The organism is Sulfitobacter sp. GN1-4 (assembly GCF_055693825.1).
In genome coordinates, this window is sequence record NZ_JBVFUQ010000003.1 from 1,578,762 (window position 1) to 1,597,893 (window position 19,132).

14 protein-coding genes, 1 tRNA gene and 4 pseudogenes are annotated in these 19,132 nt (G+C 56.4%); 11 read left to right on the forward strand and 8 right to left on the reverse strand.

Annotation, left to right across the window (positions count from 1 at the left end):
• Nucleotides 1-74 precede the first annotated feature (74 nt).
• A tRNA-Leu gene (locus ACZ1HM_RS08315) sits at nt 75-160 on the forward strand.
• 719 nt (nt 161-879) lie between these two features.
• On the opposite strand, the gene ACZ1HM_RS08320 is transcribed toward ACZ1HM_RS08315, so the two are convergent.
• Complete coding sequence (locus ACZ1HM_RS08320; protein WP_472742359.1) at nt 880-1,764, reverse strand: HAD-IIA family hydrolase; 885 nt, start codon at nt 1,762-1,764, stop codon at nt 880-882.
• Nucleotides 1,765-2,002: 238 nt separating this feature from the next.
• Here ACZ1HM_RS08320 and ACZ1HM_RS08325 point away from each other — a divergent pair, with 238 nt between their 5' ends.
• From ACZ1HM_RS08325 to ACZ1HM_RS08355, 7 genes and pseudogenes are all read left to right on the forward strand, one after another.
• Nucleotides 2,003-2,782, forward strand: a complete 780-nt coding sequence (locus tag ACZ1HM_RS08325; protein WP_472742360.1) for a DeoR/GlpR family DNA-binding transcription regulator — start codon at nt 2,003-2,005, stop codon at nt 2,780-2,782.
• Nucleotides 2,779-3,797, forward strand: a pseudogene (locus ACZ1HM_RS08330) (ABC transporter ATP-binding protein). Before ACZ1HM_RS08325 ends, ACZ1HM_RS08330 begins: the two are co-directional and overlap by 4 nt.
• A gap of 47 nt (nt 3,798-3,844) precedes the next feature.
• Nucleotides 3,845-5,113: an ABC transporter substrate-binding protein gene (locus ACZ1HM_RS08335; protein WP_472742361.1), complete on the forward strand. Its 1,269-nt coding sequence runs from the start codon at nt 3,845-3,847 to the stop codon at nt 5,111-5,113.
• Between the two features lie 63 nt (nt 5,114-5,176).
• Entirely contained in the window at nt 5,177-6,070 is an 894-nt protein-coding gene (locus ACZ1HM_RS08340; protein ID WP_472742362.1) for a carbohydrate ABC transporter permease, read from the forward strand.
• Nucleotides 6,067-6,875: pseudogene (locus ACZ1HM_RS08345) on the forward strand (carbohydrate ABC transporter permease). The gene ACZ1HM_RS08340 and the pseudogene ACZ1HM_RS08345 overlap by 4 nt, the downstream one beginning before the upstream one ends.
• Nucleotides 6,872-7,672 carry a phosphodiesterase gene (locus ACZ1HM_RS08350; RefSeq protein ID WP_472742363.1) on the forward strand — a complete coding sequence of 267 codons (801 nt, stop codon included), beginning with the start codon at nt 6,872-6,874 and terminating at the stop codon, nt 7,670-7,672. Before ACZ1HM_RS08345 ends, ACZ1HM_RS08350 begins: the two are co-directional and overlap by 4 nt.
• 20 nt (nt 7,673-7,692) lie before the next feature.
• Nucleotides 7,693-9,347, forward strand: a pseudogene (locus tag ACZ1HM_RS08355) (Na/Pi cotransporter family protein).
• Between the two features lie 73 nt (nt 9,348-9,420).
• Here the strand turns inward: ACZ1HM_RS08355 and ACZ1HM_RS08360 are convergent.
• Complete coding sequence (locus ACZ1HM_RS08360) at nt 9,421-10,017, reverse strand: DJ-1/PfpI family protein (protein WP_472742364.1); 597 nt, start codon at nt 10,015-10,017, stop codon at nt 9,421-9,423.
• On the opposite strand from ACZ1HM_RS08360, the gene ACZ1HM_RS08365 reads away from it, so the two are divergent.
• A protein-coding gene (locus ACZ1HM_RS08365) for an IS3 family transposase (RefSeq protein ID WP_472742365.1) occupies nt 10,007-11,133 on the forward strand; the annotation gives its coding sequence in 2 pieces (ribosomal slippage) (nt 10,007-10,271 and nt 10,271-11,133; 1,128 coding nt in all). The genes ACZ1HM_RS08360 and ACZ1HM_RS08365 overlap by 11 nt on opposite strands.
• 3 nt (nt 11,134-11,136) lie before the next feature.
• Here the strand turns inward: ACZ1HM_RS08365 and ACZ1HM_RS08370 are convergent.
• The gene (locus ACZ1HM_RS08370) at nt 11,137-11,340 is read right to left on the reverse strand and encodes an Arm DNA-binding domain-containing protein (protein ID WP_472744584.1); all 204 of its coding nucleotides are present in this window, start codon (nt 11,338-11,340) and stop codon (nt 11,137-11,139) included.
• A 718-nt stretch (nt 11,341-12,058) separates the two neighbouring features.
• On the opposite strand from ACZ1HM_RS08370, the gene ACZ1HM_RS08375 reads away from it, so the two are divergent.
• Nucleotides 12,059-14,923, forward strand: a complete 2,865-nt coding sequence (locus ACZ1HM_RS08375; RefSeq protein ID WP_472742366.1) for a hypothetical protein — start codon at nt 12,059-12,061, stop codon at nt 14,921-14,923.
• Between the two features lie 294 nt (nt 14,924-15,217).
• Nucleotides 15,218-15,412, forward strand: a complete 195-nt coding sequence (locus ACZ1HM_RS08380; RefSeq protein WP_472742367.1) for a hypothetical protein — start codon at nt 15,218-15,220, stop codon at nt 15,410-15,412.
• A 36-nt stretch (nt 15,413-15,448) separates the two neighbouring features.
• Here the strand turns inward: ACZ1HM_RS08380 and ACZ1HM_RS08385 are convergent, their stop codons facing one another.
• The 5 genes and pseudogenes from ACZ1HM_RS08385 to ACZ1HM_RS08405 form a co-directional block, all read right to left on the reverse strand.
• Nucleotides 15,449-15,805: a hypothetical protein gene (locus ACZ1HM_RS08385; RefSeq protein ID WP_472742368.1), complete on the reverse strand. Its 357-nt coding sequence runs from the start codon at nt 15,803-15,805 to the stop codon at nt 15,449-15,451.
• 256 nt (nt 15,806-16,061) lie between these two features.
• On the reverse strand, nt 16,062-16,235 hold the full coding sequence (locus tag ACZ1HM_RS08390; RefSeq protein WP_472742369.1) for an FGGY-family carbohydrate kinase: 174 nt from the start codon (nt 16,233-16,235) through the stop codon (nt 16,062-16,064).
• 454 nt (nt 16,236-16,689) lie between these two features.
• Nucleotides 16,690-17,325 (reverse strand): annotated as a pseudogene (locus tag ACZ1HM_RS08395) (FGGY-family carbohydrate kinase); the annotation flags it as partial.
• Nucleotides 17,325-18,179, reverse strand: coding sequence for a class II aldolase/adducin family protein (locus ACZ1HM_RS08400; protein WP_472744585.1), 855 nt, complete (start codon nt 18,177-18,179; stop codon nt 17,325-17,327). The pseudogene ACZ1HM_RS08395 and the gene ACZ1HM_RS08400, both read right to left, overlap by 1 nt.
• A 112-nt stretch (nt 18,180-18,291) precedes the next feature.
• A complete protein-coding gene (locus ACZ1HM_RS08405) occupies nt 18,292-19,128 on the reverse strand; it encodes a TIGR01459 family HAD-type hydrolase (RefSeq protein WP_472742370.1) in 837 nt (278 codons plus the stop codon).
• Nucleotides 19,129-19,132 lie beyond the last annotated feature (4 nt).

Sequence of the window (19,132 nt, forward strand, 5' to 3'; positions counted from 1 at the left end):
CGGGGTTTTTTGTGCCTTTTTCCTCTTCACAAGTTCAACGTTCCCGGCTACACCCCGGCTACCTTCCATGGCATGCGGTCGTGGCGGAATGGTAGACGCGCAGCGTTGAGGTCGCTGTGGGGTAATACCCGTGAGAGTTCGAGTCTCTCCGACCGCACCAACATTCGACATTAGTGATTTGTAATTAAAGATGATTTACGGCTGCAGGCACTGTCTGTCCACCCGGACGTCAACCTTTGCGCCAACAGAGCAAAACTCTTGGACAACGGTTTGTGTAGTGATGTTTGGTCCATGGAAGACTGCCTTATTCACCCGCAACACAGTATGCTACTACAGCGGTCAACGGTAAATGAGGCGAGCACCGGCAACCTTTCGTACTAAGCACTGAATTTAGTTATGCGGATAAAGCTTCCAGACACCGGAGTGGCGTGAATGCAAGTTTAGAGCGCAATGCGAACTCACTTGTTGGCGTAGCAATCATCAAAGAGGGCGGGAAGCGGAAGTTCGCTGCGGATGCGAAGTCAAACCCTAAAGCTCGAGGGTGCAGACGTTCAAGACAGATGATGGTAACTTTTGCTTTGCAAACGGAAGGAATGGCGTCATCGTTCCAACTTTTGACGCAGTAGGCATTGTGGTTATGAAAGTGGCTCGGGAAAACATGAGATCGATCAACGATGCATACGATGAGTTTTGTCGTACGCTTCGTCGATTGCCAGAGGCTATTTTCGGCTTCTCGAGTTTTGTCCTTCCCCCCCCAAAGCGACAACCCAACGCTGACCGGCACAGTGTACCACAGGATGTTGCGCTGCCCGTCTGGGCAGGTGGGAACTCATCAACAGACTCAACCTTCGACACACAAACAACTTGAAATCCGCTCGATCAGATTCGGCTGAGGTGCCAATCTGCAAAAAGGTGCGCTTGCTCTGAAAATGGCTGCGTTTCGTAGCCCGCGAACAAGCCATCTTGCGTGACCAATACCGTGCGCCAGCCGCGTGCCGCAGCGCCCAAAATATCCGTATGAAGAGTGTCGCCGCACATCGCTATCCGGTCAGGTTTAAGCGAAGCCAGTGACGCTTCGATCAAGTCATAGACTTCGGGGAATGGTTTTCCAAAGAAGTGGACATGGCCAGGGAATTGGTCAGCAATCTGGTGGCCATAGTGCCCCGGCTCAACGGAGAATCCATCATCGCGAGGTGCGGCCAGATCTGCGTTTGCGATCAATACTTTTCGCGGGTGCTGCTGCATCGCTGACACCAGCAAGTCCTGACGCGAGGGTGCCCAGTCAGCTGTCGATAGGAATAGGAATTGTTCGACCTTGTCATAGTCGTCAGCATTGTCTTTCAGGCGCGTAACGCTGCTAGGCAGATCGTTCAGCGAGTCATTGTCGGCGGCGATAACGCCCCAATGCCCTTCGGTCAGGTTTTGAAGGGCAGCTTCCCTGCTAGTGATGATTTCGTCATCCTCCACGCGCAATCCAAGGCGTTTGAATTTCGCAATTGCACCCTCTCTGTCATAGCTGGCGGCATTGGTGAGGATGCGAATTGCGCAACCTCGTGCCCGCAGCTGATCCAGCCGCAAATCTGCACCGGGGATCATCGTTTCGCCCACATTCAATACGCCAAATGCGTCAAAAACAAAGGCATCAACCTGATCGGCGATGTCCAGCAATGACGAGATCCCAAGCGAGGCTTCGCGGGCAACAACATTTGGAAACCGTGCCCGCACTTCTTCGTAACGATCAAAAATCGACTGCGTTGTCAGCATGCTTCCCCATTTCGCTTTCTGATCGCCCGCTTGGGGAACACCTTAGAGAAATATTTCGCAAGCGAAAGCAAAAACAACAAAACAACATATTTCGCCAGCGCTTTTGGCGCATCATGGCTCATTTTTAGGCCCGAAGGCGGGTATCTTGGGGGGCGCTGACTAAGTCGTGCAAATAAAATGTTGTTTTGTTGTTTTGCGCGGATTAACCTTGCGAGAGACTCAGGGTCTTGGGGGCGGAATGTCATCAAAAAAACAGAGACGACGCGAAGCGATCTCGGCTTTGGTGCTTGAACAGGGTGCTGTGACCATTGGGTCATTGGCTGACCGGTTCAATGTGTCCATGCAGACAATCCGGCGAGACGTAGACACTCTTTGCGAAGGCGACATGCTGCACCGTGTCCACGGCCGCATCGAGCTGAGTGAAGAATTTCTCAACACGCCCTTCGATCAACGTGCTGGCACGAACCTGATGGGCAAGCGCGCCATCGGAGAGGCCGCCGCAGAGATGATCCCTGACGGTGCCACCTTGTTTATTTCCATAGGATCCACGCCGCTGAGCGTTGCGCAGGCGTTGCGCCGCAGGAAAGGGCTCACCGTCATCACAAACAACCTGAGTGCCGCGATGGCGTTGAGCGAGGATATCTCAAACCGGATCATCCTGCCCGGTGGTGAGGTGCGTTTGCCGGATCGTGACATTCTGGGCAACGAAGTGCTGGATTTTTTTGGACGGTTCCGTGCGGATTTCGCGGTGTTTGGCGCTGCCGGGATCGCGGAAGACGGCGGATTGCTGGAGTTTCACACAACTGAAGTCAGCGCGACACAAAAGATTTGTGAAAATGCCAAACAATCACTCCTTGTGATCGACGGCTCAAAGTTCGGGCGTCAGGCCCCCGCGTTGGGCGGCAATATTGCGGACATGGACCGGATCATCATCGACCGACGGCCGGGGGCGCAATTTGCGCCATTGCTGGACAATATCAAAGATCGCCTGCTGGTGGCTGAAGGACATGCAACATGACAACAACACCGTTTGTGAAGCTCGACGGCGTAGCAAAGCGTTGGAATGGCCAGTTAGGCGTTGAAGGCATCACGCTGGATATTCCCGAGGGTAGCTTTACCGCCCTTCTGGGTCCGTCGGGGTGCGGGAAATCAACGACGCTTCGTCTGTTAGCGGGATTGGAACTGCCCGACGAGGGCAAGATCCTGATCGATGGCAAGGACGTGACGACAAGTGCGGCATCGGACCGGAACTTGTCGATGGTGTTTCAGTCCTACGCACTTTTTCCGCATCTGTCGGTTGCCGAAAATGTCATGTTTGGCCTGAAGGTCCGGCGCGTCCCCAAAAAGAGCGGCTCGAAAAGCTGCGCCGCGCTTTGGAAATCACCGGCCTACTTGGGCTTGAGGATCGCAAACCAGGCGAATTGTCAGGCGGTCAGCGCCAGCGTGTCGCCTTGGCCCGCGCCATCGTGGCGGGTCAACGCCTGTGTCTGATGGATGAACCGCTGTCTAACCTTGATGCCAAATTGCGAAATGCCGTGCGTAAGGACATAAAGAAACTGCAACGCGATCTGGGCATCACGGTTGTCTATGTAACCCACGACCAGACAGAAGCGATGAGCATGGCCGACACGGTTGTGCTGATGAAAGACGGGCATATCCAGCAGGTTGGTGCGCCCGAGGATTTGTACAGCAGGCCCAACAACACCTTTGTTGCCGAGTTTGTCGGCGCGCCGCCCATGGCTTTGTTGCAGTCGTCCGTTCTGGACGGGTTTGGCGATGACAAGACAATCGGGATCAGAGCCGAGAACATCCAGATTGTGCCAAAGGGCGAAGGGCGGATGCGCTGCACTGTCAATGAAAGTGAGTTTCTGGGGGCAGAGACGCTGATTGGTCTGGATCATGCAGGCGCTGCAGGGCTTTGCGTCCTCAAGCCGGGTCTTTCGATGATGGCCGATGGCAGCGAAATCGAAATTACCTTTCATGATGAAAACCTGCACGTCTTTGACGCTGCGGGTCAACGACTGGCTGGGTGAAAATCACCGGCTGACAAAACAACCAACGAAAACCAAGGGAGAGAGAGATGAAACTATTTTCGACAACTGGATTGGGGCTGGCCACTGCGATGGCGGTTGGCCTGACCGCTCCGGCAAGTGCTGAAACCGAACTGACAATGTACTACCCGATTGCGGTCGGGGGTGCCTTGACCGAAGTAGTCGACGGCATCGTTGCAGACTTTGAAGCCGCGAACCCGGACATCAAGGTGAACGCCATCTATTCGGGCAACTACGATGACACGCGCGTGCGGGCCTTGTCCGCACTTGCCTCTGGTGAGCCTGCCCAATTGGCGGTGATGTTTTCCATCGATGCCTATGACCTGATCGAACAGGAATTGGTTATCCCGTTCGAGGAGGTCGCAACAACGGATGCGGACAAGGAATGGTTGAACGGGTTCTATCCCGCGCTCATGGCCAATGGTAAGATCGAAGGCCAGACATGGGGCATCCCGTTTCAGCGTTCCACGATCGTGGCCTATTACAACAAAGACCTGTTCCGCGCAGCAGGCCTTGATCCAGAAGCACCGCCAACGACTTGGGACGAAATGATCTCGATGGGCAAAGCCCTGACCCAGGGCGACACCTACGGCCTGATGATCCCCTCCACAGGATATCCCTATTGGATGTTCCAGGCGCTCGCGATCCAGAATGGCAAAGAGGTCATGTCTAATGACGGTCTGACCACCTATTTCGACGATCCCACGGTCGTGGAAACACTGGAGTTCTGGAAATCGCTTTCGGCTGAGCATGGCATCATGCCCACAGGTACCGTTGAGTGGGGCACGTTGCGTCAGGCGTTCCTTGAGGGTCAAACCGCGATGATGTGGCATTCAACCGGCAACCTGACTGCGGTGAAGAAAGGCGCGAGTTTTGACTTCGGCGTAGCCGAATTGCCCGCCAATGTACGTAAAGGCTCCCCAACGGGTGGCGGCAACTTCTACCTCTTCAAAGATACGTCTGACGAGGAGCGCGCCGCTGCAATGAAGCTGATCCAGTTCATGACTGCACCTGATCAGGCAGCCGCATGGTCCATCGGCACTGGCTACATGGGCGTGTCACCCGCAGCCTATGAGACAGAGGCGCTTCAGGCATATGTCGCCGAATTCCCGCCTGCCTTGGTGGCGCGTAACCAACTGGAAAACGCTGTGGCCGAATTCTCGACCTTCGAGACAGCACGCGTGCGTGATGGTCTGAACAATGCGATCCAGTCCGCTTTGACCGGCGCGAAAGAACCAGCCGAAGCACTGGCCGAGGCACAAGCCGCCGCGAAGCGTCTGCTCAAAGACTACCAGTAACGATACTGTTATGGCCGGCGCCACGTGCGTCGGCCCGACTTTTCCACGCAGCGGAGACGTGCCATGTCAGCCCACGCCAATCTTGAACGCCGAAGACAGGCTATTTATGGCTGGCTGTTGCTGTCGCCTGCTGCTGTTTTGCTGACGCTGTTTGCGTTCTATCCGTCCGTCGCGACCCTCTGGTCGAGCCTGTTTTCCCGCGGCACCCGCCGCAAACCTACCGAATTTGTCGGCACCGAAAACTACGCCGATCTTTTTGCCGATCCGACCTTCTGGATCGTGGTCAAGAACAACCTGCTTTACGCAGGCATCACCATCCCTGTGTCGATCTTTATCGCGTTGTCCATGGCGCTTTGGGCCAATGGAAAAATCCGCGCCCGTGGCTTTGTCCGCACAGCCTATTTCACACCAACTGTTTTGCCGATGATCGCCGCCGCAAACCTGTGGCTGTTCTTTTATACGCCCGGCTTGGGGGTGCTGGACCAGATCGGCAGCCTGTTCGGCCTGCCGTCCGTCAACTGGCTGGGCCAGCCGGAAACGGCGCTTTGGGCGATCATCATCGTCACCATCTGGAAAGAGGCGGGGTTTTTCATGATCTTCTACCTCGCAGCTCTGCAAACGATACCAGCGGATCTGAAGGAAGCCGCCGATATCGAAGGGGCTAGCCGCTGGACCTATACCCGCCGGATCGTGTTGCCACTGCTTATGCCCACAACTCTGTTCATCGCTGTGAATGCTATGATCAACTCCGTCAAACTGATCGACCATTTGTTCATTTTGACCAAGGGCGGGCCGTCAGATGCCTCCAAACTCATTCTCTATTACATCTACGAGATGGCATTCGCCTTCTTTGATGCGCCAAGTGCGGCGGCTATGACGATGATGGTTATTGCGGTGCTGGGGATCGTCGCGGCTGTGCAGTTCCTCTATCTCGATAGAAGGACGCACTACCAATGAAGAGCCTGACCAAATTCATGGACAGCTTTGGCGCGATCCTTTTGGCGATCATCTGGATTTCCCCCTGCTGTTCGCCTTTTGGGCCGCGACACATTCCACGTCGGACGCGGTCAATCTGAACCTGTTCTCTCCCTGGACGCTGGATAATTTTCGTGCCGCTTGGGAGGGCGCGCCATGGCTGAAGTATTTCATCAATACGTTTCTGCTGGTGACCGTCATCCTGATCGGACAGTTCTTTCTGACCACTCTGGCGGGCTTTGCCTTTGCGCAGCTACGGTTTCCAGGAAAGGACTTCGTGTTCATTTTGGTGCTGATGCAGCTCTTTATCCTGCCCGAAGTGTTGATCGTCGAAAACTATGCGATGGTTTCGCGGCTTGGGCTGTTTGATACGATCCTTGGCGTCGGTATGCCCTACATGGCCAGCGCGTTTGGAATATTCTTGATGCGCCAGTCATTTAAGGGCGTCCCCATTGAGCTGCACGAGGCTGCGCGGATTGAGGGCTGTGGATTGCTGGGCATTCTGTGGCGGGTCTATGTGCCCTTGGCAAAGCCCACATATCTGGCCTACGCGCTGGTATCGGTCTCAACCCACTGGAACAATTTCCTGTGGCCATTGATCGTCACCAACTCACCGGAAACGCGGCCTTTGACAGTCGGTTTGTCGATCTTCGGCGCGCCTGAAAACGGTGTGGATATCAGTGTCATCTCTGCCGCAACGCTGATGTCAGTCGCGCCCTTGCTGATCGCTTTTCTGATCTTCCAACGTCAATTTGTTCAAGCCTTCCTGCGTGCTGGGATCAAATGACAACAGTCCTGCAAATCTCTGACACGCATATCGTGGCACCAGGTGGGCGTGTCGGGGGTCGGCTCGACACCGCAGATGCACTGGATCGCCTGGTAACCCGGATCGGCGCAATTCGTCACCAGATCGGGGGGCTTGATGCTGTACTTGTAAGCGGTGATCTCAGCGATGATGGCAGTGCGCAAAGCTATGACCACTTCAGAAAACTGATCGCTCCTCTGGAGGTGCCGCTGCATGTCATCCCCGGTAATCATGATGCGCGCGCGCCGATGCGTGCAGTCTTTGCTGATAGCATCCCGAACGCGGGCCCCATCAACTGGGATCACAGGACCGGCGAGATTCACCTGATCGGCCTGGACACACTGGTCGAGGGCCAAAAGCACGGAACCCTAACCTTTGGAACTCTGACCTTCCTGCGTGCCGCATTGGTCCGCGCAGATGGTGCACCAGTTTTGTTGGCGTTGCATCACCCACCTTTTCCATGTGGGATCAAGTTCATGGATGACATCGGCCTGACCAATCAACAGGATTTCTCCGATGCCGTCCGCGGCTATGTGGGTGAGCTTCGCATTGTGTGCGGGCATATCCACGCCATGATGATACAGACAATCGCAGGCCATGTCGCGATCTCTGCACCATCACCCAACAGCACCTTTGCCTTCGACCGGCGGCCTGATGCGCCGGTTGGGTTTCACACCCAAGAGGACGGATGCCTGCTGCACCGATGGGATGGGGGCTTTCAGTCGATCCGCATCGGCCCCGATGACGGTGACGGTCCCTTTCCATTCAAGACCTCTTGATCAGCGGGAGAGCATGACCGGTGAGTGAACCGCACGCCCTTCAAATCGTCATACAAATCGCAGGCGCTGCGGCGCTGTTGATTTGGGCCGTGCGCCTTGTGCGCACCGGCGTCGAGCGTGGATTTGCAGCACCTATGCGCAGCTGGTTGCGTCATTCCGCCAAGAACCGGTTACTGGCGGCGGGGACAGGCATGGGCGCGGCAGTGCTTTTGCAGAGCGCGACAGCTGTCGCCGTTTTGGTGTCCAACTTTGTCTCAAAAGGAGGGTTGGGAGCGGCGACAGGGCTGGCGATCTTGTTGGGGGCCGATGTCGGGTCGGCAGTGGTTACGCAGCTTTTGATGGTGCGTCAGCCTCTGCTGATCCCTTTGCTGCTGCTGATCGGGGTCACCGTGTTTCTGCGCGGCGAAGGCAGCAACACGCGGCAAATCGGGCGCATCATGATCGGGCTTGCCCTGATTTTTGTGTCGCTGGATATGATCCGAAGTGCCACCGAACCGATGATATCCCATCCCGGCACGCAGGCCGTCATGGCCTATCTGGGCGGCGATGTACTGACCGGTTTCGTGATTGGCGCTGTGTTTGCTTGGGGCGTCCACTCAAGCGTCGCGGCCGTTTTGCTGTTTGTCACATTTGCAGGACAATCCATCCTTCCACCCCCTGCCGCCGCCGCCATGATCCTCGGGGCCAATTTGGGCGGGGGGTTATTGCATATGTTCTCACCTATTCTGCGCCAATCGCGTCGCGACGCATGGTTGTGGCCAATCTGATCCTCCGGGGTGGCGGTGCCGCATTGGTGCTCCCCTTGATTGCCGTGATGCCCGACCTGTTATCCTGGCTTGGTACGACGCCTGCGCGGCAAGCGATCAATTTGCACCTCGCGTTTAACGTCGGCTTAGCGCTCGTGGCACTGCCATTCGTCGGGCTGATTACGGCCGTGGTGTCATATTTCATGCCTGAAAAACCCGATCAGCCTGGCGGGCTGGAGCAAGCCAGCGCCCTGGACCCTGCTTTGCTGGACCGTCCTGGCCGGGCCATTGACTGTGCAGCGCGAGAGCTTTTGGGGATGGGCCAAAAGATTGAACAGATGCTGATCACGGTCGAACCCCTTTATGACCAGTGGAATGCCGCCACCGCCAGCTTGATCAGCAATCAAGACAAAGCCATCAAACAGACCCACCTTGAGCTCAAACTCTATCTAGCCCGCCTTGGGCAAAAGGGTTTGGACGAAGACCTGAGCCGCCGGTCGATGGAACTTGCCTCGATTGCATCCAATCTGGATTCTGCGTCCGATACCATCGCACGGATCATGCTGGAACTCGCCAAGCGTCTGGATCTGCAAAACGTTCAATTCTCTCCCCAAGGCCGCGAAGAAATCCGTGATTTTGCGGACCGCGTTCAAAGCAATGTGCAGCTCGCCCTGAATGTGATGATGAACCAAAACCCGGCCGAAGCGCGCGAGCTGGTGGCCGCCAAAGAAAAAGTGCGCAAGGTCGAGCAAAAACTACAGCGCAGCCACATTGGTCGCCTTCGAGAGGGGCTGTCCGAGAGCATAGAAACGAGCAACATCCATCAAGAAACGCTTCGCGCGTTAAAGCAAATCAACGCAGCATTCTCGATGGTCGGTCACCCCATTTTGCTAAAGTCTGGTGACCTCTTGAAAAGCCGCCTAGCTTAGAACGGCGTTTCAATTCAAATGGGTTCGAGTTGCAAATGCTATTGCACCGCTCTTCTATTCGTGCCGACTCGACCTAAGAACTTGCTTCCGTACGCTTCAGCAAAGTCGTTGCGGCCAACCTACCAAAGCTATTCGCAGCCTGGGGGCTTGCACCTGTCACGAGCCGGCGGTCAACATGTGTCGAACTGTCAGCTTTTTTGTTGATTGTTTGCACGCCTAATGCGTTCAGTTTTTCGCAAACCCACCACAGCATCGGTCCGGGTAAATATCCGATCATCGGCGTTTGCTTGTCCACTGCATCAGGGAAGACGGTGATCTTATAGCCGTCATACAAGAAACCAGCCTCATTTTTAGCAGCCAAAAGCGCAGCAGGCCCATGGCAAAGCGCAAGGGTATGAAGGCCGGTGTTGTGCGCCCAATGCAGCACTTTGCCCAGATCAGCATTATCAGGCAAACCAAGCATCGCGCCGTGGCCGCCAGGAATGAAGACCGCCGCATAAAGCGTGTCGTCAACCAACGAGTTTGCTGCAAAATCTGCAAGGCTACCGGGGTTATTAAACGCATCGGCAAAGTCGCGGTACAGGTTTTGGATATCCGCGTCATTGATCCTCCCCCACTGAAGTGGTCCGCCCCTATAGTTAGGAAACGGAGGATCATAGATGGGAATCAAGCGACACAAGCCGGAAGAGATTGTCACGAAGTTACGGCAGGTTGAGGTGCTTTGCGGACAGGGAACGCCACGCGTGGATGCCATTCGCCAGGTGCAGATAACAGAACAGACATTCTATCGCTGGCGTAAGCAATATGGTGGTATGGGAACCGACCAACTGAAGGAACTAAAGCGGCTTCAGAAGGAGAACGAGAGGCTGAGGCGAGCTGTGTCGGACTTGACGCTGGATAAGCTGATCCTATCGGAGGCTGCACGGGGAAACTACTGAGCCCTTCACGTCGTCGTGCCTGTATCGACCATGTGCGAAGCCAGTTCCACATCTCAGAGCGTCGCGCCTGCCGCCTCTTGGGGCAGCACCGATCAACACAGAGGCGTTTGCCAGTCGGGCGCGCTGACGAGGAGCGTCTGGTGTCTGATATGATCGAACTGACCCGCCAGTATGGTCGGTATGGTTATCGCCGGATCGCAGCTTTACTCAGAGACGCCGGATGGCTTGTGAACGACAAGCGTGTCGAACGTCTGTGGCGGCGTGAAGGGCTTAAAGTGCCAATGAAACAGCCAAAGAAAGGACGGCTCTGGCTGAACGACGGCTCGCGCATCCGGCTTAGGCCTGAGTATCGCAACCATGTGTGGTCGTATGATTTTGTGCACCATCGAACTGATGAAGGGAAGGCATTCAGGACTCTGAACATCCTGGATGAGCACAGCCGGGAATGCCTGGCGATCCGAGTGAAGCGCAACCTGAACTCGACCGAGGTGATCGACGCGTTGACGGACCTGTTCATCCTGCGTGGCGTGCCAGCCTACATCCGATCAGACAACGGCCCAGAGTTCATAGCTAAGGCCGTTCGAGATTGGATTGCAGCCGTTGGTGCTAAGACCGCTTACATCGAGCCGGGATCTCCTTGGGAAAATGGGTACTGTGAAAGCTTCAATGCAAGGCTGCGGGACGAGCTATTAAACGGGGAGGTCTTCTACAGCTTGCGAGAGGCGCAAATTTTGATCGAAGAATGGAGGAAACACTACAACACCAAACGACCACATAGTGCCTTGGGCTACCGCCCACCGGCCCCGGAAACCATCGTCCCGATGGAACCCGGGCCAATTATGCACTAACACTCAAGCTGGACCACTTAGGTGGGGCTGATCCGCACGCCACATGTCCGCATTCAGCCGTGCTTCCTTCAAGGAGACATAAGGAAGAGACCCCAATCCCATCTCCCTGCGTCGCCCATGGACAGTCACCCGCAAGAACCACTGCGCGCCACCATCAGGGCGTTTGTGTAGCCACAAGCCACCGCCGTCAGCATACTTTCCAGGCATCGCCAATTTGACGAACGCGTCTGAACGTTTGTTCAGTTCTCTAGCCAAATTGATCCACTCTAATATCCACCTTCCAAATTGACATGTAATGGTACAGCGTGGAACACGTTGACGCACTGACTTAATCTAGGCATCTGATTTTATTGTGTTAATGGAGCGCTGTGGAACATCATGATATGCGAGTTTGCTGCGCTCCGACCGCACCATTTTCAAATGGCCTACCGCCTTCGGCTACTTGAGGCAGGTTTGGTTCGAGCTTTGCCCTCTCATCTGCACCCAAAATTTCTGGCAAGCCGCTGAATTCCCTTCGACTTTACCGTTCGAAGGGTCTTGCTCCGTCTCACATTCGATACGCCATCTGCCGCTCTGGTACGGACTTTGGCAACCATCGTGCACCTGCCCATCCAGGCAAAACCTATGGGAGTTTCATCAGGCAAGCGCTGTCGCAAAAGCAAGGTGAAGCCAAATCCTACTCAGAACGCTTGTCAGATGTTTTGGAAGGGTCTTGGCGAGACAATTCAAGCTAGCACTCGTTGACGTAGCCTTGGTGGGTTTGGCGCAGATGCCAGACCGTGACCTCCGAGAGATTCGAAAAACGTCCGACAGCCATGCTTTGCCACTAGGTCGATTTGGAACCCTAATCCGATGCACTAGAAAGCACCGTTTCCAATTGTGGCAAAAAAATGGCGAAATTATGGCAATTTGTTGACTCGCCTAGTTGGATCAACGGACAGCAGTCTCGGGATTCATATTTAACGAGGAAATGATGAAAGCTATCGACCAAAGCGCAGAAGCATCGCGCAACGGTAAATCTCGAGTTGAAGATGCGGGCAATGAGAAAAACTTCTCAAAGTTAATGACCGAAGACAGTGCCGAGAAGCCTCAGCGCAAAAAGGCGCTTTCTGACGATCAGGACAACAAATCGCAGAGCAAAACCGAAGGCGACAACGGCAGTGCGGCCAATCAGAAAGGGCAGGCCGGTGGGCGTCAGGATGGCGTTGATCGTCAGTCTCAAGCCGACAAAACGGGCGCTTCTGGCCGCCAGGACAGCGTAACGGCTGAGCAAAGCGGCGTTGATCCGGCACGAAGCAGCCACAAGACGGACGATGTCGATGTCAGCCGGCTGATGTCCAACGTGGAAACTGTGCCAAGTGTGGGTGACAACGTCTCCGCACGGCAAGCGATCGCCGATGCCTCTGCAACGTACAAATCAACCGCTCAGAGCGAATTGGGACGTGCGGCTTTGTCCGAGGCGTTGACGGGCAAGAGCCCAGCGGAATTGGACCCAAAGCAACAGAAAGCTGTTGCAAACTACCTGGATCAGGTCGCGTCCTCTGGCGTGCAGAAAATCGATGGGAAAGCAGCATCGAGCACGACAGATGCGAGCGCAGCGTCTGGACGTGTTGTCCTGCAGACGCTGGGTGAAGGCGTGGTTGGGTCATCTGTGCCCGGAAAAGGTGGTCAAGAGAGCATCGTTCTTAACAGCAAGATGGGGAACGACGTTCGCCAGACAAGCGCGCTTGTTGGTGTTGGCGATGTCATGGGCAAACAGGCCAAGGAAGCTGGTGTGAATGTCGCAGACGGCGGCGTTGGCGCGCGGATGGCCCTTGCGACGCGCCCTGATGTGAATGTCCGCTATGAAGCTGGCGACATATCCGCTGCAGGAACCAGCGGTTCTGACAAACCGAATAACCTGAAACTCGATGATGCCAAAGCTAAGGAATTGACCGGCATGGCAAAAGACGCCTTCCGCGCGAAAGCAGAAACGCGGGAAGGACGCGACGCCCTGGCCTATGCGCTCACCGGTAGCGGGCGCGCGGACCGGACAAAGGCGGAGAACAAGACGCTCGACGACTTCTTTGCCAAAGAACTCGGCGCGGATGGTCTGCAGGACATCGACGTCAAGACCATGCGCAAGACCGACCCGGCGAACATCGCGGACGGCTCCAAAAAGAACGCCCTGCCAAAAGGTGTGGACGGGGCCTACTACCGCGACGCTGCGGGTAATGACACCGTTGTCCTGGCCCGTGGTCAGAAAGCGGATCTTGCAGATAGTGTCGCCAAAGAAGAGGTGGGCGAGGTGCTCGCCGCCCGTGCAAAGGATGCGGGCATCAACGTTGCCACAGGCGATGCTGGATCCCGATTGCAATTGGCCGCAGATGGCGTACCTGCTGACGGATCGGCGTTTGAAGACGCGTTCAAAGAACGGGCCAGGGACACCGCAGATATCCAGGTGGACGGTCAAACTGTCGACGCCAGGACATCCGATCGCTTCCAGAACTTAATCGCAAGGATCAAAGTTGCGCATGAAAATGCGTTGGAAGACATCGCGGATGGTGGCCCTTCTGGGAACCGAAACAGCTACATTCAGGCCTTTGGCCAACGGCAGGGATACGCCCGAATTCGGGAGTTGACCCAAGAAATTGATAACGACGTTCGTCAAGCTGGCGGCGAGAACAACTTCAGGCGGTTTGATGCGGAGGATCGCGAGACCCTTCGGGACTTTCTGACAGATCACATGGATGCCGTAGGAGGTGCGCTGGAGGTCACAAGAGATATTGCGAAACGGGAAGTCGCGCGCAGGGAAAGAGATCCGCTTCGGCAGATTGCGACGCCTGTGGGCGTGGGTCTGACAGCGATGGGCGCTGTCGCCACGATTGGCGCCGTGGCGCAAGGGGCTGGCACCTTTGCAGAACTGCGAACCTATTTAGGCGCTGCAGCCGCCGGATTAGGCTTAACAACAATCACTTACCCTATGCTTCAAGATGCCTATCTGAACTACGCCCAAGGCGGGAACGCAAATCGTCAAGCGCGAGAACTTGGTCAAGCTCTAGATGATTTGGCTGCCTTGCGGCGCGAAGCAGATGATGTGACCAATGACGCGGACCGCGTGTTTGACGAATACGTGGATAGCCGCCGCGATCTGAACCGCGCGACGCGTAGAGCCGCCGCTCAATTACCGCCCTACAAGGACTTCATTGCAGAAATCGCAAAGAAGCGAGACCCGGACGACGATGCATCAGCGGGGGCGGTGCCATCAGGACCAACTTACAAGTATACCGTTCAGTTCGAAATGCCTGAGTATAACGTCAGTGATGCCAACAAAGGGCTCGAGGGGTTTTATGTAAGCAACGGCGGTAGGAGCTGGTCGCGCCTCGCGTATTCGGCAGAGCACGGGGATATCCCATCGCGCAAGGTACTATTCGATGAAATCGAAACGCGCACTTGGGGGAAAGACCAGAAGACAGCCGAAACCCGCGACTTCGAAATGGAATACAATTCAAGAGGCCAGACACAGGTTCTCACGATCGAGTCCGCAAGCCCTCATCTGACGTTTATGGTTCGGTCCGGCGATCATGGTGTGATACCGGTCACCATGTCACCTGACGCAGATCGCAAGCCTCCTTCTTTCAGCGGGGAGCGGCAGCAAAAGAACATGTCCGACAGTGACAGAGGTTACACCAAATGGGACGGCAATGATCCGTTTAGCAGGGATTTCTGGAGCAAGGGCGGAGGAACCGTGAACATCAATGGTCCCGGTCGCAATGATGTCGTCCTGAAGCTATCGCGCGAAAGCGTGTAAGGTTGCAGGGGCTGCGCAGCAATTCGAAACCGATCTGATTACGGTGGCAACAACGTCAGATTGGACTGCGTCGATTGCAAAGTGGCCACTAGCAAGAGAAAGGTTGAAGCGGAGCCCTCCGCTTCACCACCCAAAACAAACCGGTACAGTCTCAACGATCTGCCCAAACTATGTGCGGCGTCAGTTGAGATGGTTTCAAGCAACTGTATTGGTTTGAGTGACTTCCTCCAAATGCGGCCACTGACGTCAGCTACGATTGTTGTCAGCTGATCTTTGACGAGAAGGAGATCAGGGATGCCGAAACAGAAGACCCATTCGCCGGAATTCAAAGCGAAAGCCGCGCTGGAGTGTTTGAAGCTCCGTGTAGTCATGTACAAAAGCGGCTTCGTTGCGCGCAGCCCGGAAGCGGGTCTGGGAACAGGCGGCGAAGTGGGCCTAGGCCGTCGCGTGATGGTCAGGATGACGCGTGATCAACAGACGCTTCTTTGACCAGGGCGATTGCGAAGCGTGAGAGCGCGCCAAAGCTCAGCTCCCTGTTTCAAGCCGCTGTATTCTAAGCCGTAACTCTTTGTTCTCCAGCTCAGCCCGAAGAACTTCGCGGCGGTCTTTTCTCCAGCCAAGGACAACGCCCATTGCTGTGGCGATAAAGCCGAGAATGGGTGTGAACACGGCGAGCCTTTCAAGAGCGTAGCCAACGGGTGAGACTGGTGGAGGATTATTGATGTCTTGAAACCCATCACTCGGAAAGCTCGGATCGTTTCCCAGATCAGGAGGCGTTTCGCCGCCCAATGGATCCAAGCCCACCCCAAGGCCCCCGCTAAAATAGAGCAAGAGCGGCGAGATGACGACAAGGAGTATTCCGAGGAGGGCGATCCGATACATTGCTTGGGCCTAAAATTGGGAGCGATCAAATTAAGTGTGCAATCGGGTGGAGTATTGCGTGACAACTTTGAGAAATGGAAGTCTGAACCGACAGAATTTGGCTGCACTGATGCGGGTTTGCCTGCTCAGGTGGTTGAAATTTATGGAAGGTTTAATGGGACAACCTGTCGAAAGACGACGGCAAAGCCAGTGCCTTGGGTGGGGGACTGGTGCCAAAACCTCGACGGTTTTCGTTCCGCCGCCGGTCCTCCGCCGCTCACGGCCGCGCGCTCTTCGCCAGCATCGCGACCCCATAGGCGGCGTCGTCATGTTGTGCGATGGCGGGTGCCATCCCGAGGTGCCGGGCGCGAATACTGCGCCAGACGGGGTTTTTCGCCCCGCCACCGGCGGTCAGCACCTGAGTAGGCATCACCGCTCCGCTGGCATGCATTTTTGGTAACACCGTGCCTCGATGCGGGCGATGCTTTCAAAAAGCCCATGCAGGAATGCGGCGTCATCTGCGGGGCGCGGATCAAGCCGGGGGGAAGTGCCGGGTCATTGACCGGAAACCGCTCCCCAGGCGACAGCAGGGGGTAATAGTCCAGATCGCTTTCGACGCTTGGATCGATCTGCGCACTAAGCTGCGCAAGTGCTACGTCATCAAAGAAGGCGCGCAGCACAGCGCCCCCGGTGTTAGAGGCCCCGCCCACAAGCCAATACGCCCCAAGACGGTGGGAATAGAGCCCGATCTCTGGGTCGTCGATCCTGGTGTCGGACAAAAGCTTCACGGCCAAGGTGGATCCCAAAGACGTCACCGCGCTGCCAAGCACAATGGGAGAGGCTGCAAGAAATGCGGCGATGCTATCTGTGGTGCCCGCATGGATGCGTGTTTTGGCAGAAAGCCCCAAGCGCTCTGCCAGGGCGGGCGCAAGCGTTCCAACGGGCGTGCCGGGGGCTGCGATGACGGGCAAGAGCGACGGCGCGATCACCTGATCACACCAGTCTGGCCAAGCATTGCGCTCAGGGTCAAAGCCGGTTTTCAGCGCGTTGTTGAAATCAGACCCGGCCGCATGCCCACACAGCTTTGATGCGATGAAATCCGCCTGATGCAGCAAATGCTGCGGTGTGGCTTCTGCAAAGCTGATCAGCCGCATGGCGCGGGCCAGTGCTGAATTGCTCCCCTTTGTGATATGCGGGCCAGAGACAAAGCGCGCGATCTTTTCCGCCTCTGCGTCGAAACCCTTGGAGTTATACATCAAGGCCGGGCCCACCGGCACCAGACCTGCATCCACAAGCACCATGCTGCCCGATGTGCCGTCAACGGCGATGCCTGTGATGTCCTTGGGATCGTGCCCTGCGGCCACAAGCGCGCCAACTTGCGCGTTCAGACAGCCCTCAACAGCGGTCCACCACTTGGTGGCATCAATCCCGTCGGGGTTCTGCGGCGGGTAGGAGGCCCGCGCCTGTGATATCAAAGTTGTGCCTTCTACGACGGCGCTGCGCACACCGGAGGTGCCCACATCTATGCCAAGCGAAAACATCAGCTGCGGGCCGCCAAGGCCTGGCGGTATTTCTCAGCGTCCCAATCCAGCAGCTCTGCCTCTGCCTCAGGGCCAATCGCCTCCAGGCTCCAATGATCTGGAAGGCGTGCCAGCACATCTGACAAACACTGCAACATCGCGATCTGCGAAGATGTCGCCCCCTTGCGCAACAGAACCCCTTGCCCCGGCACAAGAATAACCGGGCGGGCACCGTCGTAATTCGTAACGGGCAAGGCAGGACCCAAAAAGACAACGTGGTCGGGATAATACGTCCCTGACAACGCAGCCTCTTGCGCGCGCGCGTTGCGCGCCAACCAAGTGGCGCTGGCCCATTCAAACCCCTCAGGAGGCTCCGCAGACACGTTAGGGGCGGCGGTCTCAGCGGGCGGCAAGGCCAGACGGTTCTCGACGTCCGCAATCAGTTCGCTTACTGCCGCGACAGTCTCTCCGCAGCAGATCAGACCGTGATTTTGCAGCACAATCACCTGCGTGTCGGGCTGGATCCTGGCCAGGATCTCACGCGTCAAAGGCAGGCCAGGTTTGGCATAAGGCACCTGCACAAACGGCAAACCGGCAAGCTTTTCGTCCGCAATGTTGCGCCCTTCGGGGCTTATGGCGTGGGTGAGTGTGGCAACAGAATGGGTATGCACCACCACAGGCCACTCAAGGGCTGCGTGAAACGTTGTCTCAATCGACGGCCGCAGCGACAGGGACGGGTCAAGGACGGTTGATTTGCAACTGCCATCCCCTGCTTCTTCACGCGCCTCGGCAAGAGCGGCGATGCGGTCCACTGCGACGAAAATGTCTTTGTCATTGGCGTCCGCCAACTCTGTACCGGAGGCTTTGATCCACATCACCCGCCCATCTTTGATGGATGTGTTTCCCCCGGGCCTTGGACCTGCAACGGGTCTTGGCCCAAACGCGCCGACAGGGCACGAAAGTCGCGCGATAAAAGATCAGCCGCAGTCATGCCAACAACTCCATCCGGTAGGTTGGGGCGCGCACGCCCTTTTCATGTAAAAGAGCGGCCAGAACATCCGCTGCCGCGCCCAATGCAAATTCCTGCGCATAAAGCCCGCCTTGGATCAGCAGGCTGTCCCAGCCGATAGTTTGTGCGCCCGCAATGTCATGTTCCAGACTGTCACCCACCATCAGCACCCGACCGGCCCCAAGGCGCACGCTGAGCGCATCAAAGATGGGGCGGTGCGGCTTGCCGTAAAACCGAACCTTGCCACCCCTGTCTTCAAATGACGCGGCCAGAACACCCGGCGATATGACATAGCTGTCGCCCCGTGGGCTCGCCTTGTCGGGGTTCGTGCAATACATCGGCACACCGCGGGAGAGGGCCTCATCCAGCATGGCCTCCCATTGCGCAAAGGCGCTGCCATCAGGCAGCCCCATCAACAGTATCGCCTCCGCGTCTGACAGGGTATCGCTGAGCGGCAAATCGAGCCCCTCGGCCCAGATCGCGGCATCGCCGGGGCTACGCTCAATCGGAAAGAAACGGTGCTTTGGGACCAACCCTTGTTGGATTTCTTGCCAAAGTGCCTCACCGCTGGACATCACCACGTCAAAATGGCCCGCCTCAAATCCCATGGACGCGATGCGCGCGGCATTGGGCGCGGCCCGTTTTCCTGAGTTGGACAGCACGGCCATCACCGTGCCCTGGCCCTGCAGGCGGTTCAGGCAATCGACGGCGTGGGGGTAGGCGGTCTGCCCATTGTGCAGAACCCCCCATTGGTCAAAGACAATCGCGTCATAGCCTTTGGCAATTGTCAGCAGACTGTCGATCGGTTGCGTCATAGAC